This window comes from Streptomyces sp. NPDC058274 (assembly GCF_042881375.1).
GTDB lineage: Bacteria > Actinomycetota > Actinomycetes > Streptomycetales > Streptomycetaceae > Streptomyces.
Genome location: NZ_JBHVXW010000003.1, coordinates 394274 through 418837, shown reverse-complemented (window position 1 = coordinate 418837; position 24564 = coordinate 394274). Strand labels below are relative to the sequence as shown.

Genomic DNA, 24564 nt, shown 5'->3' with positions numbered 1-24564 from the left:
GCTCTCCCTCCTCGCAGAATGCGCCACCGATGAACTCCAACGCCCACCGCCGTCGCCGCCGGGGATTCAGCCGCGCCCGCGTCCTGGCCCGCCTCACCGCCCGCCCCCGGATACTGATCGCGGCGATCGCCTTCGTCCTCGCCTGCACCGCCGTTCCCCTGGTGGTGCAGGCGAACTCGGACGACGCACCGCCCTCGGACACGACGGCCGGCACGTCCTCGGAGGACGGAAGCGGCAAGGGGGAGGCGGAGCCGCAGTGGGACGGCAAGACCAAGGTGATCGGGGACGGTTCGACCTCGTACACCGGGCCGCAGCGCGACGAGCTCAAGCCGGTGCCGCTCAAGCCCGGCGAGAAGCCGCCGCAGTTCGTCGTCTTCTCCTGGGACGGCGCCCTGCAGGGCGACGACAAGCTCTTCTCGCACTACCGGGAGCTGGCCAAGGAGTACAACGCCCATATGACGTTCTTCCTGACCGGCATCTATCTGCTGCCGAAGGACAAGAAGACGCTCTACCACCCGCCGATGCACGACCCCGGCGACTCGGCCATCAGCTATCCGACCGACGAGCACATCCGCACCACGCTGGCGGAGCTGGGCAAGGCCTGGGAGGAGGGGAACGAGATCGGTTCCCACTTCAACGGCCACTTCTGCGGCTCGAAGGGCGGCGGGGACTGGAGCGTCGCGGAGTGGAAGAGCGAGATCAAGCAGTTCTACTCGTTCGTGGAGAAGTGGAAGACCAACACCGGGTACACCGATCTGTCGCCCCTTCCCTTCGACCCGCAGCGGGAGATCATCGGGGGCCGTGCGCCGTGCCTGGAGGGCCAGGCGAACCTGCTCAAGGCGATCAAGAGCTTCGACTGGCGCTACGACGCGAGTTCGGCGGGCGACTTCCAGATATGGCCCGCCAAGAAGAACGGCATCTGGGACTTCCCGCTGCAGATGCTGCCGTACGAGGGCGGCAAGTACCAGGGATTGTCCATGGACTTCAACTTCCTCTACAACCAGTCCGACGGTGAGACCGACGGTGACCCCGCCGACTACGAGAAGTGGCGCAAGGAGACCGCCGATTCCTATCTCGCCGGCTTCGACCGGGTGTACTACGGCAGCCGGGCGCCGCTGTTCATCGGCAACCACTTCGAGGACTGGAACGGTGGCATCTACATGAAGGCCGTCGACGACGTCATCAAGAACGTGTGTGTGCGCAAGGAGGTCCGCTGCGTGTCCTTCCGCGAGCTGGCCGACTGGATGGATGTGCAGAAGCCGGAGGTGCTGGAGCGGTTGCGCAGTCTGGACCCCGCGCAGTCGCCGGACTGGTCGACCGTCGTCAAGTAGGTCCGGACCAGGGGGCCCTGCCGGAAGTGAGCGGGCACACGCAGGTCCGCGGTCTCCACAGGATCTTCATCAATGAGGTGTACATGCGAAGATTCCCTCCCCGGGATTCCCGCCCGGGGGTCAAGGAGAATCCCTGTGAGATCAAAGAAGTTGAGCCGTAGCTGCTCAGCCCTGGCCGCGGTCGCGTTGTCGAGCGTGCTGCTCCCGATATCCGCCGCCCACGCCGCCGGTGCGCCGACGTCCACCCCCCCCCCCACCGTCGACCGGGTGACCCTCGACGCCTTCGGGCGCGTGGCGGACGCCGTGCTGAGCGAGCGCACGGACGCGCTGGTCGACCGCGAGCAAGGGGCGGGTACGGCACCGCACTTCGCGGGTGGCGTACGGCTGTCCTCCGCGCTCGCGCGGACGGAGGACTCCGCGGTGTCCTCCCTGCACGGCAGGAAGTCGCGGCTCGCCGCGCTGGGCGAGGCCTACAGCGCCGCCGACACCAAGGTGGCGGTGAACGGGACCCGCGTCGAGGGCAACCACGCCAAGGTCGAGGTCACCGAGACAACGACCTTGACGTACAAGAGGATCCGGGGCGACGAGCCCGCCACGACGGGCTTCACGGCGCACCACGAGCTGACCTTCACCGCCGGCTCGAACGGCACCTGGCAGCTGTCGGGTCTGCGCTCCACGGACAAGGGTCCCCGCGCGGTCAACGAGCCCGCGCCGGTGGCCACGAAGGCCGCCACGGCCCAACCCGAGGCGACTCCGGCGTCCACCGCGTCGCCGGCTCCGGCCAACCGCAAGGACCTCGGCGGCACGTCGGGGTACAACTACACGGCGATGGCCACCTACGCGGAGAAGTACTGGAAGAACTACAACCCCGCGTACCGCAACTTCAACGCGGCGGGCGGCGACTGCACGAACTTCGTCAGCCAGTCCCTCAACGCCGGCGGCTGGACGTTCGTGTCCGGTACGACCACGGACTACACCAAGTGGTGGTACGACTCCGCGAACCAGTCCGACTCGTGGGTCGGCGCCAACGAGTGGTCGTGGTTCACGCTGTCCGCGAAGCGGGCCACGAACCTGGCGTACGTCTATCAGCTGGACGTCGGTGACGTCCTGCAGATGGACTTCGACAAGGACGGGTCCAAGGATCACACGATGCTCACGACCTACCGCAGTTCGAGCGGCGTCCCGTACGTGACGTACCACGCGACGGACACCTACCGCAGGTCGGTGGCGAGCCTCATCTCGTCCTACCCGAACTCCGCGTACTACGCGTACCGCACCTGACCCGGCCGGCGGTGCCCGGTCCGGCGAGGCCGGGCACCGCCGCTCGGACGCCCGTGAGACCCCTGGCGTCACGGACGACCCCGCACAAAAGGCGTAACCCCTCCAAAGATGGAAACCTGGAGACAACGGTCCCACGCGTACACACCGAGAACACCGGGTTCCCCTGGAGGGATGCATGGCGGCACGGCATCAGCTCATCAAGACACCTCCCCACCGGGTGTGGTCCGTGCTGGCCGACCCGACGTGCTACAGCAGGTGGGTGGTCGGCACCGCCAGCACCCGGCCCGGTGAGGGGCAGTGGCCCGAGGTGGGCTCGTCCTTGAGTTTCGACGTACGGCTGGGCCCCTGGACCGTGAGCAACGAGACGGTCGTACGGCGCTGTGAGGCCCCGAGCGAGCTCGAGCTGGAGGCCCACTCCGGCCCCCTCGGCACGGCCCGGATCGCCATCGAGGTCCGCCCCTGGGGCGAGGACACGCTGGTGATCGTCGACGAGCACCCGTTGCGGGGCGCGGGCGGCACCCTGCACAACGCGCTCTTCGAAGTGCTCTTCCAACTGCGCCACCGCGCCATGCTGGGCAGGCTGGCCAAGCTGTGCGAGAGGCGCTGAACAGGAGCGAGTCATGCCGGAAGCGGTGGTGATCGGCGCCGGGCCCAACGGTCTCGTCGCGGCCAACCTGCTGGCCGACGCCGGCTGGAGCGTGGAGGTTCTGGAGGAGCAGAGCGAACCGGGCGGTGCGGTCCGCCACGACCGCGGTGTGCACCCCGACTACGTCAGCGACCTCTTCAGCTCCTTCTATCCCCTGGCCGCCGCGTCACCGGTGCTCGCCCGTCTGCATCTGGAGCGCGAAGGGCTGCGCTGGAGCCATGCCCCCTACGTTCTGGCCCATCCGCTGTCCGACGGCCGCTGCGCCCTGCTCGGGCGGAACATCGACGACACCGCCGCGGCCCTGAGCGCCTTCAGCCCGGGCGACGGCGACGCGTGGCGGGAGCTGCACCGGGTCTGGGAGCGGCTGGGGCCGGACCTCGTCGAGGCATTGTTCACCCCCTTCCCGCCGGTGCGCGCCGCCGCGCGCCTGGCCGTACGGCTGCGTGGATCGGGCGGGCTGCGCCTGGCCCGGTCCATGATGCTGCCGGTCAGGCGCCTGGGCGAGGAGGAGTTCGAGGGCGAGGGCGGCAGGCTGCTGCTCGCCGGGAACGCCCTGCACGCCGACCTGGCGCCGGAAGCGGCCGGCAGCGGCGGTTTCGGCTGGCTGATGTCCATGCTGGGCCAGACGCACGGTTTTCCCGTGCCGGTCGGAGGCTCCGGGGTCCTCACCCAGGCGCTGGTCCGCCGGCTCCGGAAGCGCGGCGGCGTGGTCCGCTGCGGTGAGCGCGTCAGCCAGGTCGTGGTGCGGGGCGGCCGGGCCGTCGCCGTACGGACCGCCGGCGGGGAGACGGTCCCCGCCCGCCGGGCCGTGCTCGCCGACGTGTCCGTCCCCCTGCTGTACGGCGGCCTGGTGGACGAGGTCCATCTGCCGCCCCAACTGCTCGCCGATCTGCGCCGGTTCCAGTGGGACTTCGCCACCTTCAAGGTGGACTGGGCCCTGAGCGGTCCCGTTCCGTGGAGCGCGGCTCAGGCGGCCACGGCGGGGACCGTCCATCTCGCGGACGGGGTGGACGAGTTGACCCGGTTCGCCGCCCAGATCGCCATGCACCTGATCCCCGACCGGCCGTTCGCCCTCTTCGGCCAGATGACCACCACCGACCCGACCCGCTCCCCGCTCGGCACCGAGTCCGCCTGGGCGTACACGCACATCCCGCACGAGGTGACCGGTGACGCCGGCGACGACGGCCTGACCGGCAGCTGGGACACGCGGGAGCAGGAGGTCATGGCCGACCGCGTCGAGGCGCAGGTCGAGCGCTTCGCCCCGGGATTCCGGGCCCTGGTGCGCGCTCGCCGGATCCTGGCGCCGCCCACCCTGCAGAGCCTGAACGCCAATCTGCACGGCGGCGCCATCAACGGTGGCACCACCGCGCTGCACCAGCAGCTCGTCTTCCGTCCCGTCCCGGGCACCGGCCGTCCCGAGACGCCGGTCAGGGGCCTGTACCTCGCCTCGGCCGGCGCGCACCCGGGCGGCGGCGTGCACGGAGCGCCCGGGGCGAACGCCGCGCGTGCCGCGCTGCGCGGACACCTGCCCACGGGGCTGAGCCGGGCCCAGCGCGTCCTCACCCGCCGCGACCGGAAGGGCGTCCGGCCGTCCTCGCAGTGATATGACGCGGCCACGGGAGCGCCCCCGCTCCCGATGTGACGCAGGCCCGGCGACCCGGGACAGGGCTCCGTCGGCCCACCGTGACATGCTGGAACCGCGGATCATGACAGCGAGCGAGGACGTACGGCAGGGTGAGGACAGCGACACGGCCGAGCTGGAAGAGGACCTGGGACCGGTTCACGGCATCCGACCCCGGGCTGCTCCGGCTGATGGCGGGACTGCGGACCGTGGGTGCCATCGCGCTCACGCTGCTCGTCCTGGCGCTGCTCGGGGCCGATGTGACGCACATGGTGGCGGGCTCCATGGCGGCCATGGTCGCCACCTTCGCCATCCGGGAGAAACAGCGGCGCGCACAGGCCCTCACCCTCCTCCTCGGCCTGCCGGTGGCCCTCGCGGCGATGTCACTGGGGGCGCTGCTGAACACCCGTGTCGTCGCGGGCGATCTCTTCTTCCTGGCGCTGATCTTCGCCGCGGTCTACAGCCGTCGGTTCGGCGACCGTGGCACGGCGCTGGGCCTGATCGGGTTTCAGATCTACTTCGTCTCCCTGTTCGTCCGCGCCTCCGGCTCCACGCTGCCGGGGCTGTGCGGCACGCTGGTCATCGCCTTCGTCTGCAGCGCCGCGGTGCGCTTCGGCCTGATCGCGGAGTCACCCGAGCGCATCCTGACGCGGCTGCGCGCGGCGTTCCGGGCACGGCTGGCCCAGTTGGTGGACGCGCAGATCGAGCTGCTGGACGCCGGACCCGACCGCGTCGAGAAGGCGCTGGAGGAGCTGCGGCAGCACACCGCCCGCCTCCATGAGACGGCCATGATGATCCAGGGCCGGCTGGCGGACGGGACCAGCGACAGCGCCACGGCCTCGCTCGTGCAGCGCCGTATCGCGGATGCCGAGATCGCCGCGGAGCGGCTCGGTGTCCTGCTGCTCACCGCGCGCAGCGCCGAGCGTGCCGACACCCTCACCCTGCATCTGCCGAACGCCCCGGTGCCCGCGCCGGGCAACCGGCTGCGGGCGCAGGACGACACCACCGCCACCCTGCGACGGGACCTGGCCGCGCTGCGGGTGCTCGTCGCCCGCCCGGTCGCCGACGATCGCGGCACCGCCGTGGCCCATGTGCGCAACCGGCTGCTCGGCTACCGCGACGAGGAGAACCTGCCGCGCACCTCGGCCGCCGTCCAGGACGTCTTCCGTGGCATCGGTGAGGCGGCGCGCTCGGTGCTGGGCCTGCGCATGGCTCTCGACGGGCCCCAGGACGAGTCCGACGACACCCCCTCGACGACCCGTTCCCGCGAGGAACTGGACGCGGAGGACATCGCCGTCGCCGCGGCCGAGGGGAGCGAGACCAAGGACGACGACCGCACGGGGCTGGAGCGGCCCACGACCCGCGCCGCGGTGCAGGTGGCGGTGGGGTCGGCCCTGGCCATCGTCGGCGGCGAGTTCCTCTCCAGCCAGCGCTGGTACTGGGCGGTGCTGACCTGCTGGGTCGTCTTCCTGAACACGGCTTCCACCGGCGAGATCCTGGTCAAGGGCTACCGGCGGCTGCTGGGCACCGTCTTCGGGGTCGTGGCCGGAGTCCTGCTGGCGGGCGTGGTCGGCAACCACACCTGGACCGCGTTCGCACTCGTGCTGCTGTTCATCTTCGCGATGTTCTTCACCGCGCCGCTGTCGTACGCCCTGATGTCCTTCTTCGTCACGGCGATGCTGGGCCTGCTGTACACGCTGCTCAACACCTACAGCGCCGAGGTCCTCGTGCTGCGCATCGAGGAGACCGCGCTCGGCGCCGCCTGCGGTGTCATCGCGGCCGCGCTGATCCTGCCGGTGCACACCGACCGCCGTACCGACGAACTCCTCGCCACGGTGCTGAGCCGGCTCGGTGACGTGACCGACGCGGCCGTGGAGCAGCTGAGCGGCGGGCCCGCGCTCGATCTGCTGGACAGGGCCCGGGATCTCGACACGGCGCTGGACGATCTGCGGGCCTCCATCCAGCCGTTGACGCATCCGATCACCCCGCTGCGGGCCCGGCGGCAGACCGCCCGTTACCTGGTGGCGCTGCTGGAGACGTGCGCGTACCACGCGCGTTCGCTGGCGGCCACGGCCGAACTCCTGCCGCACAGCAAGACCGTCGCGGCCGACCCGCGGCTGAAGCGGGCGGGCCGGCGCATCGCCCACAACATCGCCGTACTCGTCGCGCATGTCGAGGACCAGCAGGACGCGGGCGAGGTCGAGACCGGCGCGAGTCTCGCGTCGATGCTGGAACCCGATGGCCCGGACGGTCCCCGCCACGACCGTGTCACCGGGCGCGTGCTGCGTCATCTGCAGCGGCTGGACGAGGGAGTGGTCGGTCTCGCCCGCCCTCTCGGTGTGCCGGTCTCGACGCCCGACTCGAAGACGTCACCCCACGCGGCGTCGTTGTGAGGTGCGGAGCCGGTCAGACGGACGCCTTGTTCCGCGCGTGCTCGAACGCGGCCAGTGGATCCCCGCCGCTCTGCCAGGGCCAGCTGGTGACCCGGGATCCGATCGCCTCGAAGACGGGAGCCGCCTGCCGTCGCCAGTCGGCGGCCATCAGCGCGTAGGCGAGCAGGTTGAGATCGGCGAGTGCCGCCGCGTGGTGGAGGAACTCGGGCTGCGGCCAGGCGTGGTGGGCCCGCTCCAGTGACGCGGTCGCCTGCGCGTTCGTCCAGTGGTTGCGGGCCACGAGGGCGTCCACTCCCCCTCGGTCGAGCGCCGCGTGGTACTGCATGACCTGGGCGGTGAGTTCCACGGCCGCGCACGGGGCGTTGGCCGGCATCCGGGTGCGTACGGAATCGATGAAGTCGAGGACCTGCACGCGCGACCCGGCCTCCTCGGGAGAGAGATAGGCGAGCATGCTCAGGTAGGCCTCGCGGTGCCAGCGGTCGCGCGCGAGGATCTCGTTCCACGCCGCGAAGACGTCCGCCTGCGCATAGCGTTCCACGCGCGCGATGCCCAGCAGGACCACCCACGGGGTGGGGTCCTGCGGGTCGAGGTCCGCCGCCAGCAGGCACTGCTTGGTCATGCCGGAGGCGTCCGCCATGGCTCCGGAGGCGTGGCCGCGCACCAGTTCCGTCCAGGCGTTGAGGACCAGGGCGCTGGTGTTGCACGGTTCCCGTGTCACCCAGGCGGACGGCAGATGAGACGCCGACAGGTAGCCGGCCAGCACGGACAGCCGGTGCGACCTGCGGTCCCAGTCACCCTGCTCCTGTTCCTGGTCCAGCAGCCGGGAGAGCTGGGCCACGCACAGGTCCGTCGTGCCGATCGTGCCCGACCTGGTCGTCGCGCGCAGGGACTTCAGCAGCCTGCCGAGGTCCCCGTCGTCGAGCTCGGGGGCAAGGCGCGGCTTTCTGCGGCGACTTGAGAGAAATGACATGATCGCATGCTATGAGTGGCGAGAGATGCCACAAGGTCTCGGGCCCGATCGTTACCGGATGCTCTCCTCGGCCCTCATTACCGGTTCGTACGGCGAGACGGCCGTCGCGGTACGGAACGGGTCCGGTGTATCCCGCGGCACGCTGACTGACGCCGGGCGATCGGCAGTTGTCGCTTTGCACCGTAGGCAGTTGTCGCTCTGCACCCGTAGGCAGTTGTCGCTCTGCCCCATAGGCAGTTGTCGCCTTCAACCGTCGGCTGTTCAATTATTCAACGCCGGGAAATTGAAGGCCGTGGTGCCGCCGGATTCCTTTGCGTGACCCGGGCGACCGACCCTCTTCTCACGTACCGGCCACAACACCTCTGACATCCGTTTTCCCCATGCCCCGAGCGCCGCAGCGGCCTCCTCGCGCCGCTCTCCTTTTGCGCATACCCGGCAGGCGCGTTCAACTGGATGGGAGAAGCTCGTATGTCTCGCAAAGGGGATGGTGGTATGTCTTCCACCGAATTTCTGATCGACGACGTCGCCGAAGTCCGCAGCGTGGACGTCGAAGCGGCGCTCGACCCGGCCGAAGCCGACGGCTGCTTCCGCGACAGTCGCGAATGCGCGGCGCTCGCCCTTTCCTCCGGGACGGGCAACCTGCTGCTGTCGCCACCGACACCGCGACCGAAGAAGGGCTGACGGGAGCAACTGGATGGAGCAGTCAGGCACGTCGACCCGCTTGACGGGCGCTGTGCAGGACCTTGCCTCGGAGGTGGTCTCCGCTCTTCGGAGCGGGGGCCCCTTGCGGTTGGCGGGCAGAACGACGCAAGCCGACGGAGACGAGGCGGGACCCGACGGCACCGCGACGGGCGACCTCACTCTCGCCGCCGTACGCGTGCTGGGAGCCGACGTCCTGCTGCCGGCCGTCCTGCGCGGCTCCCCGCCCGGCCCCGACGACCTCGCCGTGTTCCGCAGGGCCGTGCATGCCTTCCCCCCGCCCGCCCATGGCTCGCCCACCTCGGTGTGGAGCCACTGGGCGATGCGGCGCACGCTGCTGCGGCTGGACGCGTCCCTCGACGGAGCTTTGGCCGACGACGGCGCGGAGCCTGCGGGTACGTGGCTCGACGAGGCCTCGTGGCAGTACCTGACCCATCAACTCGCCGTGCTCGCCCCGCTCGCGGTGCCCGGGGGCGACTGCGCGGTGTCGCGCGCGGCCCGTCGGCGCCCGGTCGACGTGGCCCGCGGTTTCGTCCGGGCGGTCCGCCGCCGTGACTGGCTGCAGGCGGCCGGCGCCGGACGCTGGCTGGTCCTCCTCGACGGGGTGCCGGCGACCCTCGGTCTGGAGACCGGGCTCGACTTCGTGGCGCAGATGGACGGCGCCGACCCGCGGGTGGCCCTGCACATCGAGGCGGCGCGGCTGATGCGGGCCGGAGCGACGGTGTGACGGCGCCCGGCATCCGGGCGCTCGGCGAGTCCGCTCTCGCCTGGGTGTCCGCCCATCGCGACGGCTTCGCGCTCGACGACAGCGCGCTCGCCGAACACGGTGATGTGAACGCCAGCTGGAAACCCCTCGGGGAGCTGGCGCAGGTCTGCGGGTGCGTCCGCCGGCACACCGAGCCGCAGGATCCGCTCCACCGGGCCGCCGGCGACCTGCTGTCGTTCGCCTGGGAGGAGACCGGCCGCGGCGCCCTCTTCCTCGAACTGCAACGGCTCGAACCCTTCGCGACCTACCCGCTGGAGGTCTACGCGGCGTTCGCCGCGGCCGGCCTGCGGCACGCCGGGTACGAGCGTGCCGCCGCGACGGTGGCCCGCACCCGCGGGTGGCAGGTCACGGAGCAGGAGCCGAACCGCCGGCTCAGCGTGCTCAACTCGGAGCGCCGCAGCGGGATTCCGGAGCATACGGAGATGTCGTGGGCCCTGCGCAGCACCTGGCTGGGCGGACTGCCGGAGCCCTGGACCTTCGAACGGGCCGCCGGTTACACGCTCACCCATGTCGTCTTCCACCTCACCGACTGGGGTGCGCATCCGCAGGGCGTGCCCCCACAGGTGGCGGCCTACCTCCGGCACTGGCTGCCGCCCTGGCTCGACACCTGCCTGGAGGACGAGCAGTGGGACCTGAGCTGCGAACTGCTGGCCGTGGCCGCCGGCCTGCCCGGTCCGCCCGAGCGGGCCGTGCTCCAGGACGCCTGGGCGCGACTCGCCACCGCGCAGGACGACTCGGGCGCCGTCCCCGAGGTGGGCCCCGGACGGAGCGGGCGCGCGGCGGCCCAGGGGTTCACCGGCTGCTACCACTCGACACTGATGGCGGCCTTCGCCGCCGCGCTGACCCTCGACCGGCTGCGCGAGGACGGCGGAGCCGGACCGGCGGCGGCCCGCCCGCGCCCCCTCGCACACGCGGCGCGCGCGAGACGAGGCGGACAAGGAGCACCGGCATGACCAGCACCCGGCTCATCCACACCGTCGGCGTCGGCGCCATCGAGTGGCTGCACGCCCACCGCGACGGATTCCGGCTGGAGCCGGACGTCGACCCCGAAGTGGGCTTCCTGGAACGCTTCAAACCGGTCGGCGAACTGGCCCTGATCTGCAAGGTGTTGTTCCGCGAAGGGGTGGCCGGCTCACAACAGGCCCAGCTGGCACGGCAGTTGCTCGACCACGCCTGGCGGCACACCCTGGACGGCGGCCGGATGCTGGTACGCGCCCAGCGCACCGAACCCGTCTCCCCCATCCCCTTCGAGGTGTATCTCCCCTTCAAGGAGCTGGGCTACAGCCAACCCGAGGTCGAGCGGGCGATCCGGCTCAACCACCGGCTGGAGAGCTGCGCCGCCTTCGAGATGCCACCCGTGCGGCGACTTGGACTGTCCGCGTTCCAGCGGCGCTTCGGTCTGCCGCCCCGGCCCCCGGAGTCCGAGGTCGTCGGCAGCACGTGGCTCGGACGCACCCCCGAGCCGTGGACGGTGGAAGGGCACATCGCCTACGACATCACCCACACCGTCTTCCACCTCACCGACTGGGGAGAGCGGCCGGACGCCCTGCCGTCCCGTATCGCCGAGTACCTCGCCGACTGGCTGCCGGTCTGGCTGGACGACTGGCTCGACCTGCAACGCTGGGACCTGCTCGGCGAACTGCTCGTCGTCGACGCCTGTCTGCCCCGGCCCACCCTCGACGAGCGGGCCTGGGCGGGCTTCGCCGCGGCCCAGCAGCCCGACGGTGCGATGCCCGCCCTGCGCACCATGCCCCAGGGCTCTCCCGACGAGGTCTTCGACAGCGTCTACCACCCGACGCTGGTCGCCGCCTTCGCCTCCGTACTGGCCACCTCGCGCGCCCTGACGCAGCTGGCGCACGCACCGGCATGACGACGCGATCCGCTCCCTGGCCGGGAGGGTCACTCGGTGCCCGGCCACCCGAGGAGACACCGGAAGGCGTACCCCCGGACGACGAGGCGGTACGGCAGCTGCTCGACGCGGCCGTCGGCGCCGTGGACGCGCCCGATGTCGTCTTCGCGCTCTCCCGGGGCGGCCGGCGCACCGTGCGCTGCGGCGGCACCGCGCCGCCCGGACCCGTCGAACGCCACCGGCTGCGGTACGAGATCGGGTCGGCCTCCAAGACGTTCACCGGGCTGCTCCTCGCGGAACTGGCGCAGTCGGGCCGGGTGTCCGCGGGCGAGCCGGCCGCCGCCTTCCTCGACCCCGGGCACCGGTACGGCCAAAACCCCGTGACGCTCGCGCATCTGATCACCCACACCTCCGGACTGCCCGCCCTGCCCGCCGACTTCTTCGTCCGGGCGCTGCCCGCCTGGCACACCAATCCCTACGCCGGCTATCCGGCCGAGCGGGTGACCGACGCCTTCCTGCGCCGCCGGCCACGGCACCGGCCCGGCACTCGGTGGCACTACTCGAACTTCGGTGTCGCCGTCCTCGGTCACGCGCTGGTGGCGGCCACCGGGACGCCGTGGGACGAGCTGCTCACCGGGCGGGTGTTGCGTCCCCTGGGCCTGCACGGCGTCGCCCTGCGCGCCGGCACTCCGGACACCGACGCGACCGGACACCGCAAGGACGGCGTGACCTCCACTCCCCCGCTTGTCGTCGGCGGCTTCCAGGCGGCCGGCGCCGTCCGGGCCACGCCGCACGATCTGCTCACGTTCCTCGAAGCACATCTGGATCCGGCGGGCTCGCCCGCGGCCGACGCGCTGTGGGCGGTGCGCCGACCCGTCCTGCGGCGCGGGCTCGGGCACCGGCACGTGCACACCGTGGCCTGGTTCCAGCACCCCACCGGGCACGGCCCGATGTACTTCCACTGCGGGGCGACGCTCGGTCAGCAGGCCTTCCTGGGTTTCTGCCCGGGCACCGGCACCGCGCTGGCCGCCGTCTGCACCCGCCGCTTCCGCGCGCGCGACACCTTCGTGCCGACCGCGTACGCACTGCTGGCGGGGGCTTAGGGCCTGTCCGACGCGGCGCGGCGCGAGGCCCGGCCCCGAAACCGGTGCCTCGCGCCGCGGTCCGGGACGGATCGTCAGACCCGCTGCCACAACGCCGGGGTGAGCGCCGGCTGCCACACGCCCTGCGCCTGGTGCGGCTGGAGACACTGGTACGAGACGCCGTCGTACGTCACGCGTGTCCCGGTGTCATAGACGCGGCCCGTCGCCCAACTGCCGGCCTGACCCTCCTGGGTGGCGGGGGCACCGGTCCCTGCCGCGCTGGTCTTGAGGGTGAGCCCGAACGTGCTCAGCAGCGGGTTGATGGGCTGGTAGAAGGTCGTGCCACCGGTCTTGCAGTCCCCCGAGCCGCCCGAAGTGACGCCCTGCGCCTGGGTTCCCGAGACATAGGAACCGCCGGAGTCGCCCGGCTCGGCACACACCGTCGTGCGGGTCACGCCCTCGACGGTCCCCTCGGCGTAGGTGACGCTGGTCTCGTGCTGTTCGACCGTGCCGCAGTGCCAGCCGCTGGTGGAGCCGGAGCGGCAGATCGCGGCCCCCACGAGGGCCTGCACGGAGCCGGTGATCTGGACGTCCTGATCGCCCTCGCCCTTGACCTTGGGGGTGGCGGTCCAGTCGCTGTTCACGCCCACCCAGGACATGTCGTGGCCGGGGAAGGTGGAGGCCTGGAAGGTCCCCTGGGCCACCTGGTTGAAGCCGGTGGTCGTGGCGCCCGCCTTGCCGCAGTGCCCGGCGGTGGCGAAGCCCTGCTGGGTGTCCTTGGTGACGGAGAACCCGACGGAGCAACGGGCGGCGTTGTCGATGTAGAACGCGTCGCCGCCACGGACGTCGTGCAGGGCGCGCGGCCGGTCCGCCGACACCTTGACGGCCACGAGGGCGCGGTCGGCCCCGGCGGCAGCGAGGAGTGTGTCGGCCGCGGCGGCGGTCGTGGCCTGGAGCGTCACCCGGTTGGCCCGTACGTCGACGTAGCGCACCGGCGCGGCGAGGGCCTTGGCGCCGGTCGCGGCGGCGTCCAGCTTCGCCTTGACGGCCCTGAGGTCGTCGAGTCCCTTCTTGACGACCGTGGCCTGCGCGCCGCCGGCCTTGATGGCGGGGACGTCCGCGGCATCGGTGGTCGCGACGGTGAGGTCGGCGGAGGTGGCGCCCCGCACCCAGGCCCCGGCGAAGTGCTTGCCCAGCGCGTTCTGCAGCCGGCCCGCGCGCGTGCCCGCCTCCGCCTCGTTCACCAGACGGGTCCTGGCCTGCGTGGCCGTCAGGCCCAGATCGCGTCGCAGGGCGCCCAGTACGGTGGCCGGCGGGCTGGTGGCGCCGAGCGTCTCGGCGGCGGAGGGTGCGGTCGTCGGAGCAGGGGGCTCGGCGGCCGCGGCGTGCGGCAGCCCGGTCAGCACGAGCGTGCCGAGCACGGTCAGGGCAGCGGCACAGCCTGCTCCGGCATGTCTGTGGGCCATCAGGTGTTCTCCTCGGGTCCGGTGGCGTCGGGTTCGGTGGCGAAAGGCCTCGAAACCGTAGGTTTTTCCGAAAAGTGCTCAGAGGATGTCTGGTTCCCGGCCGTTCGGCGCTTTGGCCGACACGAAGGGTCCGCCCGGCGGAGCCTCACGCGGGCTTGAGGCCGGGGTTGCCCGCCTCGGTCACGAAGGAGGCGGCGGTCGTGATCGGCGCGTCCGCCGTCGTCACGGCGGAGACGGTCTTGAAGTCGGCGCGGGCCGACTGCCGGTCCAGCTCGACCCGCACATAGCCGCGGCGGCCGTTGTAGAACTTCAGATGCGGGTTGGCCTTGGTGTACGTGTCCCAGTTGGCCGGCTTCTCGGCGCCGTCCTTGCCGCTGGCGATCGAGGTGGCGACGATCTCCGTGCCCAGGGTCTTGGACGCCGGGTCGTCGAAGACGTCCTTGATGTCGAAGGCGTACCCCACGTGGACGTCGCCCGTGAGCACCATCAGGTTCTGGATTCCGGCCGACTTCGCCCCGGCGAGCACCCGGTCGCGTGAGGCGCGGTAGCCGTCCCAGGCGTCCATGGACACCTTCGCCGCGGCGTTCAGGTCGAGTTTGCGCTGCGAGAAACAGACCTGCTGCGGCATCACGTTCCACAGGGCCGCGGACGCGCGCCAGCCGTTGATCAGCCAGTTCTCCTGTGCCGCGCCCGTGATGGTGCGGGCCGGGTCGTCCGACTCGGGTCCTGGGACGTGCTGCACATCGCCGTACGCCTGGTCGGAGCGGTACTGCCGGGTGTCCAGGACGTCGAACTGGGCCAGCGTGCCCCACTGGAGCCGACGGTAGAGCTGGGCGTCGGGGCCGCTCGGCAACTGTGCGCTGCGCAGCGGCTGGTTCTCCCAGTACGCGCGGTAGGCGGCGGCGCGCCGCACCAGGAACTGCTCCGCCGGGTCGCCCTTCTCGTCGACGGCACCCGCGTAGTTGTTCTCGGTCTCGTGGTCGTCCCAGGTGACGATGAAGGGGTGGGCCGCGTGGACCGCCCGCAGGTCCGGGTCGCTCTTGTAGAGCGCGTACCGCAGCCGGTAGTCCTCCAGCGTCATGGTCTCGCGGTTGAAGAGGTCGGGCAGCTTGCGGTCGGTGTAGTTGCGGGCGCCGCCCGCCGAGTTGACGGCGTACTCGTACAGGTAATCGCCGAGGTGGAAGACGACGTCGACGTCGTCCTTGGCGAGATGGCGGTGCGCCGTGAAGAACCCGTCGTGGTACGCCTGGCAGGAGACGGCGGCGAAGCGGAGGGCCGCGACGGCGGCGGTGGTGGCGGGCGCCGTGCGGGTGCGGCCGGTCTCACTGATCCAGGTGCCGGTCTTGAACCGGTAGTAGTAGACGCGGTCGGATTCGAGGCCGTCGACGTCGACGTGCAGCGTGTGGTGGTACTCGGGGAAGGCGGTGGCGACACCACTGCGCACGACCAGGCTGAACTTCTCGTCGGACGCCACCTCCCACTGCACGGCGACGAGCTCCTGAGCGAGGCCTCCGTCCGGCTCGAACGGGGCGGGGGCGAGGCGCGTCCACAGCAGTACGGAGGTGGGCAGCGGGTCCCCGGAGGCGACACCGAGCGTGAAGGGGTTGTCGGTGATCCGCGCCGCGTCCAGTTCGCGGGCGCTCGCCGCGCCCTGGGCGGGCAGATTCGTGGTGAAGGCGAGGGCCGCGGCGGCGGCGGTGAGGCTGAGAAAGCGGCGGCGCCCGAAGTGCCGGGCCGCCTCGCGCAGTTCGAGGTCGGGGTGGGAGGGGGAGCGCTGCGACAGCGATCTCCGACGGTCTGCTGGGGGCATGTGGTCTCCTCTCGCGGTGGGTGCACAAGGCCCCATGCGATCCGTGGTCGAACGCCATGGGCAGCGGGCTTCTGAATGCTAATCAGACAAAGTTCACAATTGCCGCAGGCGTGCGGTGGCCCGTGAGTCCGTGCCGCCCTCGCGGGGAGGGCCCTGACCCGGGGCCCCGGCACAGTTGACGCCGTGTCGGCAGTTACGGGGGTGTGCACCAGCGGCGAAGACGACGCCGTTCCGGCCGGCGTGGGGCGCGCCCCGAGCCCGTGGCCCCGGCACAGTTGACGCCGTGTCGGCAGTTACGGGGGTGTGCACCAGCGGCGAAGACGACGCCGTTCCGGCCGGCGTGGGGCGCGCCCCGAGCCCGTGGCCCCGGCACAGTTGACGCCGTGTCGGCAGTTACGGGGTGTGCGCCTCCGGCGGAGTCGACATCGTGCCGGATGGCGTGGGGCGCGCGACCTGCGCGCAGCTCCGGCGGAGTCGACGCCGTGCCGGCTCATCCGGCGTGCGGGTGGCCGACACGCGCCCCGACCGAGGCCCGCGTCCCCGCCGTGCGGTGCGCCGGCCGGTAGTGGTGGACGTCCACGCCCGTCCCTGCCGTCCGGACGCCGGCCGCCTCCCTCCGCAGGACCGCGCCCCGGCTCCGTCTCACCGGTGCGGCGCCCGGTCTCGCGGCGGGGTGCGGCCGGAGTGCGCCGCACGCCCGGACGGAGGAGCGTGGTGACTCAGGAGGAGTGTTCATGGGCGTGACCGGGTCCCGGCGCCGGGACGGCGAGGAGCGGGGCTGGCTGCGCGGCGCGCCGCCGCCACGCTGGGTGCGAGGCCTCCCGGTCCTCCTGCTGGCAGGGGTCTGCGTCGCGGAGCTGGTCAGTCACCAGCCGCTGGACATCGGCTTCCTGCTGGGTGCCATTCCGTCGCTGGCCGTGCTCTCGTACGGACCCCTGGCGACCGCGGCCTTCGGCTGTGTCGTCATCGTCCTGCTGAACCTGCCGGCGCTGCACCTGAACCACCCCGGCAACACCGACCTGCTGACCATCTCCTTCGTCGCGGCTCTGAGCGTCTTCGTGTCCCTCGTACGCAGCCGGCGCGACGCCCACCTGGTCACGGTGCGCACCGTCGCGGAAGCCGCCCAGCTCGCCGTCCTGCCGCCCCTGCCCGAGCGCATCGGACCGGTGCGCTGCGCCGGTCTGTACCGGGCGGCCCAGCGCGGCACGCTGGTCGGCGGGGACTTCTTCGAGGTGCGCGCCGGCCCCTGCGGAGTACGGGCCGTGATGGGGGACGTACAGGGGCACGGGCTCTCGGCCGTCGGTACGGTCGCCTCGCTGCTCGGGGCGTTCCGGGAGGCGGTGCTCGACGAACGGAACCTGGAGGCGGCGGCCCGCCGTCTCGAACGCAGACTGGTGGTGGACTCGAGCGCGACCGAGCACGCCGAGCTGTTCGCGACCGCCCTGCTCATCGAGTTCTCCGGGGATGCCTCCACCGTGCGGATCGTGTCCTGCGGGCACCCGCCTCCCCTGCTGATGCGGGACGGTCAGGTCGTCGAACTCGAGATCGAGCCGGGCGCTCCCATCGGCCTCGGCCTCTTCGACGTCTCTCCCCCGAAGGAGCGGACCGTCCCGCTGCGGCACGGCGACCGGCTGTTCCTGGCCTCGGACGGAGTGACGGAGGGCCGGAACCGGAGCGGCGACTTCTATCCCCTGCCCGAACGCCTGGTCAAATTCGCCGACGCGGAGCCGGCCGCCCTCACCGACCGGGTGTGGGAGGACCTTGTTCGGTTCTGCACCACGGTGCGTGACGACGTGACCATGCTGGTCCTCACCCCGCAGCCGGAGACCGTTCCCTGAGGACCCCCGAGCCGGACAGGACGTATCCGTGACGGCCGGGTGCGCCTGCCGTGAGTGTTCCGGGGCATACGGACGCCGATGGGGAGGAGAAGTGTCATGTATCTGGCACGTGGATCGACTGACGATCCCGAGGCGTGGCTGTGGGCGCTGGCCGCGCTCGCGCTGTACGTCCTGATCAGCTTCTGGCTGCAGTACCGGGCACGCGCCCGGCGTGGGTCCAGGCATCCGGCCAGTGACGCCCTGCACGATCTCAAGGACCGCGAGGACCGTCAGCCGGCTCCGAAGTACTTCCTCAGCCTTCTGATCATGTTCGGCGGAGGAGCGGTCGTCGGTCTGGTCGCCTACACCACGTCCGGCGCACTGCGCGTGGTGGCCGTCGTGCTCACCGCCGTGGTGGCGGTGACCGCGTGGGCGTACTACGACCACCGCACGGAGAGGCGCATCCCGCAGGACACCTGAGGCGAGGAGCGCGTCGACTGCGACGCGAGGAGAGGAGGGCCCCGGTCGGGGCCCTCCTCTCCTCGCGTCGTCCCGCACGGGATCACGGACCCGGGCCGGGGTCCGGCCGCACGGCCTCGGTGATCCCGGCGCGGGCCGCCTCGAGCTGGGCGGCGAACGCGATGCCCAGGAAGAGCGCGACCCCGGTCAGATTGGCCCACAGCAGCAGGGCGACGAACGCGGTCAGGGGGCCGTACACGGCACCGAAGGACCCGCTCTCGGCGACGTAGAGGGCGAGCAGCCAGGTGGCCACGACCCACAGGACCAGATGCACGGCCGAGCCGAACGCGAGCCAGGTGTAGCCGGGTTGGTCCCGGCGAGGGGCCCAGCGGAAGATCACCGCCGAGGCGATCCAGGCGAGCGCCACGCCCAGCGGTACCTGGAGCGCGCCCCACCAGTCGAGCGCGCCGCGGGACCATCCGAGAGCGTCCACCACCGAGTCGCCCACGGCCTCCCCCGCGACGAGGACGAGGAACCCCAGGACCATGGGCATACCGGCGGCGAGGGCGAGCAGCAGGGACCGGCCGTACTTCGGCAGGAACGGCCGGTCGCGCTCGATGCCGTAGATCCGGTTGGCCCCCCGTTCGACCTGGCCCATCGCCGAGGCCAGGTTGAGCAGCGCGAAACCGAGGCCCACCCACATGGCGACGGCGTTCCAGATCCCGGAGCCGGCGCTGCGTTCCGTCCCCGCCAGCGCGTCCTTGACGAGGTCCGCACTGGCGCCGGGCACGATCCGGCTGAGGGTGAGCTCGATGATCCGGCCGACGCTCTCGGTGTGCACGGTGGTGGCCACACCGACCAGGGCGATGGTGAACGGCACCATGCCCAGGACCACTTGGAAGCCGAGGGAGCGCGCGTTGGTGAATCCGTCCGCGTAGCGGAAACGGGAGAACGCGTCGATGAGGAGCCGGCGTCCTCCGTAGTGGCGCAGCGCGGTCAGCGCCTCGTCGCCGGAGAGCTCGTCCCCGATCATGTCCCGGGTCTGCGGGACGTGCACAGTGGTGCCCATGGCGTGCGTCTCCTCATGTCGTGCGTCCGGCGGCGGCGCCCGGGCCGCCCACCGGCGGACACGGCCCGGAATACCTTCTCCCCAGGCTCGGCGGATTCAGCCGCCCGCGCGGGCGATCCGCACCGCGACCGCCGCCGTGACGACCACCACACCGGCCGCGTCCGGGTGACCGTCCGCCGACGCGCAGGAGGAACGGCCGCGTGATTGGCTGCGGTTCATGCAGACATGGTCAGGACGCCCCTATCCGCTCGGAGCCTCCTACGACGGCTCCGGCACGAATTTCGCCCTGTTCTCGGAGTGCGCCGAGAAGGTGGAGCTCTGTCTGATCGACGACGCAGGGCGCGAGCGGCGGATCACGCTCCCGGAGGCGGACGGCGGTGTCTGGCACGGCTATCTGCCCGGCGTGGGCCCCGGACAGCGCTACGGCTACCGCGTCCACGGCCCCTGGCGGCCCGCCGAGGGTCTGCGCTGCAACCCGGCGAAGCTGCTCCTCGACCCGTACGCCACGGCCGTGGACGGCCAGATCGACGGTGACCCCTCGCTGACCGGGCACCGCCTCGACGACCCCGGCCAACCCGACGAACGCGACAGCCTGGGCCATGTCCCGCTGGGCGTCGTCACCGACCGTCGCTACGACTGGGAGGGCGACCGGTCACCCGACCGGCCGTATCACCAGTCGGTGATCTACGAGGCCCACGTCAGGGGAATGACCCGGCTCCACCCGGACGTGCCCGAGGAGATCCGCGGCACCTACGCGGGTCTGGCGCACCCGGCCGTCGTGGACCATCTGCAGCGGCTCGGTGTCACGGCACTGGAGCTGATGCCGGTGCACCAGTTCACCCAGGACGGCTTCCTCACGGACAAGGGCCTCTCGAACTACTGGGGTTACAACACCATCGGCTTCTTCGCCCCTCACAACGCCTACTCCTCGGCCGGCAGCCGCGGCGGCCAGGTCGACGAGTTCAAGTCGATGGTCAAGGCGCTGCACCGGGCGGGCATCGAGGTCATCCTCGACGTCGTCTACAACCACACGGCCGAGGGCAACGAGAACGGGCCGACCCTGTCGTTCCGCGGTATCGACAACCCCTCCTACTACCGGCTCGTGGACGACGATCCCGCGCACTACTTCGACACCACCGGGACCGGCAACAGCCTGCTGATGCGGCATCCCAACGTCCTTCAGCTGATCATGGACTCGCTGCGGTACTGGGTCACCGAGATGCATGTCGACGGCTTCCGTTTCGACCTGGCGGCGACCCTGGCCCGCCAGTTCCACGAGGTCGACCGGCTGTCCGCGTTCTTCGACGTGGTCCAGCAGGACCCGGTGATCAGCCGCGTCAAGCTGATCGCCGAGCCCTGGGACATCGGTGACGGCGGCTACCAGGTCGGCAACTTCCCCGCGTTGTGGAGCGAGTGGAACGGCCGGTACCGGGATACCGTGCGCGGCTTCTGGCGGGGCGAGGACCACACCGTAGCCGAACTGGCCGGGCGTCTGCTCGGCTCGTCCGACCTGTACCAGCGCGACCGGCGCCAACCGCGCGCGGGCATCAACTTCGTCGTCGCACACGACGGTTTCACCCTCCGGGACCTCGTCTCGTACAACGACCGCCGCAACGAGGCGAACGGTGAGGACGGCCGCGACGGCGAGAGCGACAACCGCTCCTTCAACTGCGGTGCCGAGGGACCCACCGACGACGCGGAGATCCTGCGGCTGCGCGCCCGCCAGCAACGCAACCTGCTGACCACGCTGCTGCTGTCGCAGGGCGTACCGATGATCGCCCACGGCGACGAGTTCGGCCGCACCCAGGACGGGAACAACAACGCCTACTGCCAGGACAGTGAACTCTCCTGGATGCGCTGGGACCTGGACGAGGAGCGCCGCGGGCTGCTCGCCTACACCCGGAAGATCGTGGCGCTGCGCCGGGAGCACTCCGTGCTGCGCCGGCGCCGCTTTCTGCGCGGGCCGGCGGAGGGCACCCCGCCCGAGCGCGCGGACGTGGTGTGGCTGCGGCCCGACGCGAACATCATGGCGGACGAGGACTGGCAGCGCGGCGACGCCCACACCCTGGGGGTCTATCTGTGCGGTGACGAGATCGGCGAACGCGGGCCGGAGGGCGAGCGGTTGAGCGACGACTCGTTCCTCGTCCTGTTCAACGCCTGGCACGAGCCGGTGGAGTTCCGGCTGCCGCCCGCGCCCTTCGGCGAGCTGTGGCGGGCCGTGGCCGACACGGCGGACCCGCTGGGCGAGGAGTCGGACGAGACGGAGTTCAAGGCGGGCGTACGGCTGACGCTGGAGGCCCGCAGCATGCGCGTCCTCAGCCGGCCCTGCCGCGCCCTTGACGACTGAACCGCGGTGCGCCCCCGGCGCTCAGGTGCCCTCCATCCGGCGCCGGTCCTGCTCGTCCCACTTCGTCGTGTCACGCGGTTCGGCGTACGGCTCCTCCTCCGGCGGATGGCCCCCGGCGACCGCGCGCTGCCGCACGGTCTCCGCGTCGAACTCGAGGCCCAGCAGGATCGCCAGGTTGGTGATCCACAGCCACACCAGGAACACGATCACGCCCGCCATGGTGCCGTAGGTCTTGTTGTACGAGGCGAAGTTGGCGACGTAGAGCGCGAAGCCGGCGGAGGCGATCATCCAGAGGACCAGGGCCAGGAAACTGCCCGGCGTGAGCCACCGGAAGCCGCGGACCTTGGCGTTGGGAGTGGCCCAGTACAGCAGCGCGATCATGAGCGTGACCAGGATGACGAGGACGGGCCACTTGGCGATCGACCACACCGTCAGGGCCGTGTCCCCGATCCCCAGCGCGGCCCCCGCCTGACGGGCCAGACCGCCCGTGAAGACCACGATCAGCGCGCTGATCACGGCGAGCACCATGAGCACCACGGTCACCCCGACCCGCACCGGGAGGATCTTCCACACCGGGCGCCCTTCGGGCATGTCGTAGACGGCGTTGGCGGTGCGGATGAACGCGGCGACGTAGCCCGAGGCCGACCAGACGGCCAGCACCAGACCGAGGACGGCCATGACCGAGCCGGTGCCGCCGTTGCCCTGCAGCTGGTCGACCGCCCGCGTGATGATGTCCCGCGCGGACCCCGGAGCGAGCTTTTTCAGGTTGTCCAGGACCTTGTCGGTGGCCGACTCGCCGACGACGCCGAGCAGGGACACGAGCACGAGCAGGGCCGGGAACAGCGACAGCACGCCGTAGTAGGTCAGGGCGGCCGCCCGGTCGGTCAGCTCGTCGTCCTGGAACTCCCGCAGCGTGCCGCGCAGGGCGGCCCACCAGGACCGCTTCGTCAGCTCCGTGAGCGAGTCCGGCGCCGCCCGTTCGACCTCCGGCCCGGGTCCGTACTGCTCCGGCTCGGAGTCCGGCATCTCGCGTTCGGCCTCCGGAGCGGGCCCGTGCTCCGGCTCGGAATCCGGCACGCCGCGTTCGGCCCCCGGACCCGGTCCGTACTGCTCCGGCTCGCCCTGGTTCTTGTCGCTGCTCTTCGGAATCGGCGCCATGCCCGTGCGAGTATCCCTGCGCGGTTCCGCTCACACGTCCCGGTGCACCACATGTCCGCCGGTGACGGTCAGCCGCACGGGAGCGCCGGACGGCTCGTCCGGCGGGGCCGCCCGCACGTACGGCGACCCGTGGTCCGGACAGCTCACCTAGCCCGCCACCTCCCGCATATGGGGCACCACGCGGGTCAGCCGCAGCACGCCCCAGAGGATCAGGCCGGCCCCGATCGCCTCCGGAACCAGCCACCAGCCGGTACGGATGGTCTCCCCGAACAGGCTCATGCCCAGCAGCAGGCTGACCGTCGCGTCTCCGATGGTCAGCGCGGGCTGCGACGCCGCGAGGGAGCCGGCCTGCAGCGCGTTCTCCAGCAGGAGGATGGCGCCGACACCGGTCAGCGCGAACCCGTACGTCTGCCACACCCCGAGGAACGCGTCGAAACCGCTGTGCGCGAGGGTGCCGGTCGCCGACTTCAACAGCGCGGCGGTCAGGGCGTTGCTGACGGCGGACGCCGACCCCAGGACCGCGGCCCGGAAGAGGGGCGGGCGGCCCGAACGGGCCAGTGCGACGGCCACGGCCACCGCGCCCAGGCACAGCACCAGCACCGGGATCCACCGCACCATGCTCGCCTGGTCCTGCGCCCCGCTGGGAGCCGCCGCCGCGAGGACCAGGGCGAGCCCGGCGACCACCCCGGCGACGGCCCACCAGCCGGCGCGCGGCAGCCGTCGGTGCAGCAGCGGGATGGCGATCAGCAGGGCGAAGGGGAGCTCCAGGATGAACAGAGGCTGCACTAGGGCGAGCGGCCCGTTCACCAGCGCCAGCGCCTGGAACACCGCGGCGCCCACGACGCCGGCGATGCCGATCAGCCAGGCGGGGCGCCGCGCCAGGTCGAGCAGCAGCCGCAGACCGCCGCCGCGCGCGACGGTGGACGCCGCCTTGCGCTGGAACGCCGTGCCCACGGCGTTGCTGGCGGCCCCCATGACGGCGAACATCGCGGCCAGAAGGATCACCCCTCCACCATGCCCGTCGTCGGCACGCTCGGCCTCTCCGGGCACCCCTCCCGTCGGGCCGGCGCACCTCTCCCCTGTCCGCCGTGTCTCCCCTGTCCGCCGCGACGCACCGGCGCGGAGAGGTCCTCGACGTACCAGCACGGCCACCACCAGCGCGGGCACCGGACAGGGGGTCCGGCGAACCACCGCTTCGGGCCTGGCACTGCTGGACGCGGGAGTTCCGGCCAAGATGGGGATCCCGCCGGCTACATAACGGGCGACAATCTGATCGCCTCCGGCGGCATCGGCGTCCACACCCGCCCCATGCAGGCGTCCACACCCGCTCCACCACGTGTGAAGGGGCACGCATCTCAGCGTTCGCGCGAGGCGCGGGGGCTCACTCGGCGACGGCCGACGCCCTCTCTGCCACCGAGGTGTCGTGCACGCCGAGGCGGAGGTGCTCGACGTGGTACAGGGCCTGGTCGAGGAGTTCGGCGACGTGGTTGTCGTACAGGGCGTAGACGATGGAGCGGCCCCGGCGCTCGCCGGTGACCAGGCCGAGGTTGCGCAGCAGTCGCAGCTGGTGGGAGCAGGCTGAGGCTTCCATGCCGACGGCCTCGGCGAGGTCGCCGACCGCGCAGGGGCCTTCCTGAAGGCGGGCGAGGATGTGCAGCCGGGACGGCGTGGTCAGGGCCTGGAGGGTCGCGGCGACGTCAGCGGTCCCCACGGCGTCCAGGCGTTCGCGGGTGGTGGCGGTGTTCTTGTCGTCCATTCCGTGGCCCATGGCATCCATCCTATCGATTACACCTGAAGACC

21 protein-coding genes are annotated in these 24564 nt (G+C 71.6%); 13 read left to right on the top strand and 8 right to left on the bottom strand.

Going from position 1 to position 24564, the window contains the following annotated elements:
* The first annotated feature begins 29 nt into the window (after positions 1–29).
* The 5 genes from ACFVYF_RS09120 (at position 30) to ACFVYF_RS09100 (ending at position 7272) form a co-directional block, all read left to right on the top strand.
* Positions 30–1331 carry a hypothetical protein gene (locus tag ACFVYF_RS09120; protein ID WP_389453096.1) on the top strand — a complete coding sequence of 434 codons (1302 nt, stop codon included), beginning with the start codon at positions 30–32 and terminating at the stop codon, positions 1329–1331.
* Positions 1332–1466: 135 nt separating this feature from the next.
* Complete coding sequence (locus tag ACFVYF_RS09115; RefSeq protein ID WP_389453093.1) at positions 1467–2612, top strand: amidase domain-containing protein; 1146 nt, start codon at positions 1467–1469, stop codon at positions 2610–2612.
* Between the two features lie 175 nt (positions 2613–2787).
* Entirely contained in the window at positions 2788–3219 is a 432-nt protein-coding gene (locus tag ACFVYF_RS09110; RefSeq protein ID WP_389453090.1) for an SRPBCC family protein, read from the top strand.
* Positions 3220–3232: 13 nt separating this feature from the next.
* Positions 3233–4861 (top strand): phytoene desaturase family protein, encoded by a 1629-nt coding sequence (locus tag ACFVYF_RS09105; RefSeq protein ID WP_389453087.1) that lies wholly within the window; start codon positions 3233–3235, stop codon positions 4859–4861.
* Between the two features lie 131 nt (positions 4862–4992).
* On the top strand, positions 4993–7272 hold the full coding sequence (locus ACFVYF_RS09100) for an FUSC family protein (RefSeq protein WP_389453084.1): 2280 nt from the start codon (positions 4993–4995) through the stop codon (positions 7270–7272).
* A 13-nt stretch (positions 7273–7285) separates the two neighbouring features.
* Here ACFVYF_RS09100 and ACFVYF_RS09095 read toward each other — a convergent pair whose 3' ends face one another.
* Positions 7286–8242: a hypothetical protein gene (locus ACFVYF_RS09095; protein ID WP_389453081.1), complete on the bottom strand. Its 957-nt coding sequence runs from the start codon at positions 8240–8242 to the stop codon at positions 7286–7288.
* Positions 8243–8734: 492 nt separating this feature from the next.
* On the opposite strand from ACFVYF_RS09095, the gene ACFVYF_RS09090 reads away from it, so the two are divergent.
* The 5 genes from ACFVYF_RS09090 to ACFVYF_RS09070 are packed head-to-tail and all read left to right on the top strand — an operon-like array spanning position 8735 to position 12659.
* Positions 8735–8923 carry a hypothetical protein gene (locus ACFVYF_RS09090; RefSeq protein ID WP_389453079.1) on the top strand — a complete coding sequence of 63 codons (189 nt, stop codon included), beginning with the start codon at positions 8735–8737 and terminating at the stop codon, positions 8921–8923.
* A 13-nt stretch (positions 8924–8936) separates the two neighbouring features.
* The gene (locus ACFVYF_RS09085; protein ID WP_389453077.1) at positions 8937–9668 is read left to right on the top strand and encodes a hypothetical protein; all 732 of its coding nucleotides are present in this window, start codon (positions 8937–8939) and stop codon (positions 9666–9668) included.
* On the top strand, positions 9665–10660 hold the full coding sequence (locus tag ACFVYF_RS09080; RefSeq protein ID WP_389453074.1) for a DUF6895 family protein: 996 nt from the start codon (positions 9665–9667) through the stop codon (positions 10658–10660). Before ACFVYF_RS09085 ends, ACFVYF_RS09080 begins: the two co-directional genes overlap by 4 nt.
* Positions 10657–11577: a DUF6895 family protein gene (locus ACFVYF_RS09075; RefSeq protein WP_389453071.1), complete on the top strand. Its 921-nt coding sequence runs from the start codon at positions 10657–10659 to the stop codon at positions 11575–11577. Before ACFVYF_RS09080 ends, ACFVYF_RS09075 begins: the two co-directional genes overlap by 4 nt.
* Positions 11574–12659 (top strand): serine hydrolase domain-containing protein, encoded by a 1086-nt coding sequence (locus ACFVYF_RS09070; protein WP_389453068.1) that lies wholly within the window; start codon positions 11574–11576, stop codon positions 12657–12659. The genes ACFVYF_RS09075 and ACFVYF_RS09070 overlap by 4 nt, the downstream gene beginning before the upstream one ends.
* 74 nt (positions 12660–12733) lie before the next feature.
* On the opposite strand, the gene ACFVYF_RS09065 is transcribed toward ACFVYF_RS09070, so the two are convergent.
* A complete protein-coding gene (locus ACFVYF_RS09065) occupies positions 12734–14104 on the bottom strand; it encodes a carbohydrate-binding protein (RefSeq protein ID WP_389453065.1) in 1371 nt (456 codons plus the stop codon).
* A 145-nt stretch (positions 14105–14249) separates the two neighbouring features.
* Positions 14250–15914 (bottom strand): alkaline phosphatase D family protein, encoded by a 1665-nt coding sequence (locus ACFVYF_RS09060; RefSeq protein WP_389453062.1) that lies wholly within the window; start codon positions 15912–15914, stop codon positions 14250–14252.
* A gap of 734 nt (positions 15915–16648) precedes the next feature.
* Here ACFVYF_RS09060 and ACFVYF_RS09055 point away from each other — a divergent pair.
* Positions 16649–17752 carry a PP2C family protein-serine/threonine phosphatase gene (locus ACFVYF_RS09055; protein ID WP_389453059.1) on the top strand — a complete coding sequence of 368 codons (1104 nt, stop codon included), beginning with the start codon at positions 16649–16651 and terminating at the stop codon, positions 17750–17752.
* Between the two features lie 96 nt (positions 17753–17848).
* Positions 17849–18211, top strand: coding sequence for a hypothetical protein (locus ACFVYF_RS09050; RefSeq protein WP_389453056.1), 363 nt, complete (start codon positions 17849–17851; stop codon positions 18209–18211).
* Positions 18212–18293: 82 nt separating this feature from the next.
* Here ACFVYF_RS09050 and ACFVYF_RS09045 read toward each other — a convergent pair whose 3' ends face one another.
* The gene (locus tag ACFVYF_RS09045; RefSeq protein ID WP_389453053.1) at positions 18294–19259 is read right to left on the bottom strand and encodes a YihY/virulence factor BrkB family protein; all 966 of its coding nucleotides are present in this window, start codon (positions 19257–19259) and stop codon (positions 18294–18296) included.
* Between the two features lie 96 nt (positions 19260–19355).
* Positions 19356–19478 carry a hypothetical protein gene (locus ACFVYF_RS09040; RefSeq protein WP_389453050.1) on the bottom strand — a complete coding sequence of 41 codons (123 nt, stop codon included), beginning with the start codon at positions 19476–19478 and terminating at the stop codon, positions 19356–19358.
* On the opposite strand from ACFVYF_RS09040, the gene glgX reads away from it, so the two are divergent.
* Positions 19477–21606, top strand: a complete 2130-nt coding sequence (glgX, locus tag ACFVYF_RS09035; RefSeq protein ID WP_389453047.1) for a glycogen debranching protein GlgX — start codon at positions 19477–19479, stop codon at positions 21604–21606. The genes ACFVYF_RS09040 and glgX overlap by 2 nt on opposite strands.
* A gap of 21 nt (positions 21607–21627) precedes the next feature.
* Here glgX and ACFVYF_RS09030 read toward each other — a convergent pair whose 3' ends face one another.
* From ACFVYF_RS09030 to ACFVYF_RS09020, 3 genes are all read right to left on the bottom strand, one after another.
* Positions 21628–22632, bottom strand: a complete 1005-nt coding sequence (locus tag ACFVYF_RS09030) for a YihY/virulence factor BrkB family protein (protein ID WP_389453619.1) — start codon at positions 22630–22632, stop codon at positions 21628–21630.
* Between the two features lie 279 nt (positions 22633–22911).
* A complete protein-coding gene (locus tag ACFVYF_RS09025; protein ID WP_389453616.1) occupies positions 22912–23751 on the bottom strand; it encodes a DMT family transporter in 840 nt (279 codons plus the stop codon).
* A 394-nt stretch (positions 23752–24145) separates the two neighbouring features.
* On the bottom strand, positions 24146–24532 hold the full coding sequence (locus tag ACFVYF_RS09020; RefSeq protein ID WP_389453044.1) for an ArsR/SmtB family transcription factor: 387 nt from the start codon (positions 24530–24532) through the stop codon (positions 24146–24148).
* Positions 24533–24564 lie beyond the last annotated feature (32 nt).

What these genes read in the sequence shown, in the direction of transcription:
- ACFVYF_RS09110 (WP_389453090.1), top strand. Translation starts at nt 2,788, where the DNA reads ATGGCGGCACGGCATCAGCTCATCAAGACACCTCCCCACCGGGTGTGG.
- ACFVYF_RS09040 (WP_389453050.1), bottom strand. Translation starts at nt 19,478, where the DNA reads ATGAACCGCAGCCAATCACGCGGCCGTTCCTCCTGCGCGTCGGCGGAC.
- ACFVYF_RS09085 (WP_389453077.1), top strand. Translation starts at nt 8,937, where the DNA reads ATGGAGCAGTCAGGCACGTCGACCCGCTTGACGGGCGCTGTGCAGGAC.
- ACFVYF_RS09070 (WP_389453068.1), top strand. Translation starts at nt 11,574, where the DNA reads ATGACGACGCGATCCGCTCCCTGGCCGGGAGGGTCACTCGGTGCCCGG.
- ACFVYF_RS09095 (WP_389453081.1), bottom strand. Translation starts at nt 8,242, where the DNA reads ATGTCATTTCTCTCAAGTCGCCGCAGAAAGCCGCGCCTTGCCCCCGAG.
- ACFVYF_RS09060 (WP_389453062.1), bottom strand. Translation starts at nt 15,914, where the DNA reads ATGCCCCCAGCAGACCGTCGGAGATCGCTGTCGCAGCGCTCCCCCTCC.
- ACFVYF_RS09055 (WP_389453059.1), top strand. Translation starts at nt 16,649, where the DNA reads ATGGGCGTGACCGGGTCCCGGCGCCGGGACGGCGAGGAGCGGGGCTGG.
- ACFVYF_RS09025 (WP_389453616.1), bottom strand. Translation starts at nt 23,751, where the DNA reads ATGTTCGCCGTCATGGGGGCCGCCAGCAACGCCGTGGGCACGGCGTTC.
- ACFVYF_RS09045 (WP_389453053.1), bottom strand. Translation starts at nt 19,259, where the DNA reads ATGGGCACCACTGTGCACGTCCCGCAGACCCGGGACATGATCGGGGAC.
- ACFVYF_RS09105 (WP_389453087.1), top strand. Translation starts at nt 3,233, where the DNA reads ATGCCGGAAGCGGTGGTGATCGGCGCCGGGCCCAACGGTCTCGTCGCG.
- ACFVYF_RS09075 (WP_389453071.1), top strand. Translation starts at nt 10,657, where the DNA reads ATGACCAGCACCCGGCTCATCCACACCGTCGGCGTCGGCGCCATCGAG.
- ACFVYF_RS09050 (WP_389453056.1), top strand. Translation starts at nt 17,849, where the DNA reads ATGTATCTGGCACGTGGATCGACTGACGATCCCGAGGCGTGGCTGTGG.
- ACFVYF_RS09030 (WP_389453619.1), bottom strand. Translation starts at nt 22,632, where the DNA reads ATGCCGGACTCCGAGCCGGAGCAGTACGGACCCGGGCCGGAGGTCGAA.
- ACFVYF_RS09120 (WP_389453096.1), top strand. Translation starts at nt 30, where the DNA reads ATGAACTCCAACGCCCACCGCCGTCGCCGCCGGGGATTCAGCCGCGCC.
- ACFVYF_RS09020 (WP_389453044.1), bottom strand. Translation starts at nt 24,532, where the DNA reads ATGGGCCACGGAATGGACGACAAGAACACCGCCACCACCCGCGAACGC.
- ACFVYF_RS09065 (WP_389453065.1), bottom strand. Translation starts at nt 14,104, where the DNA reads ATGGCCCACAGACATGCCGGAGCAGGCTGTGCCGCTGCCCTGACCGTG.
- ACFVYF_RS09090 (WP_389453079.1), top strand. Translation starts at nt 8,735, where the DNA reads ATGTCTTCCACCGAATTTCTGATCGACGACGTCGCCGAAGTCCGCAGC.
- glgX (WP_389453047.1), top strand. Translation starts at nt 19,477, where the DNA reads ATGCAGACATGGTCAGGACGCCCCTATCCGCTCGGAGCCTCCTACGAC.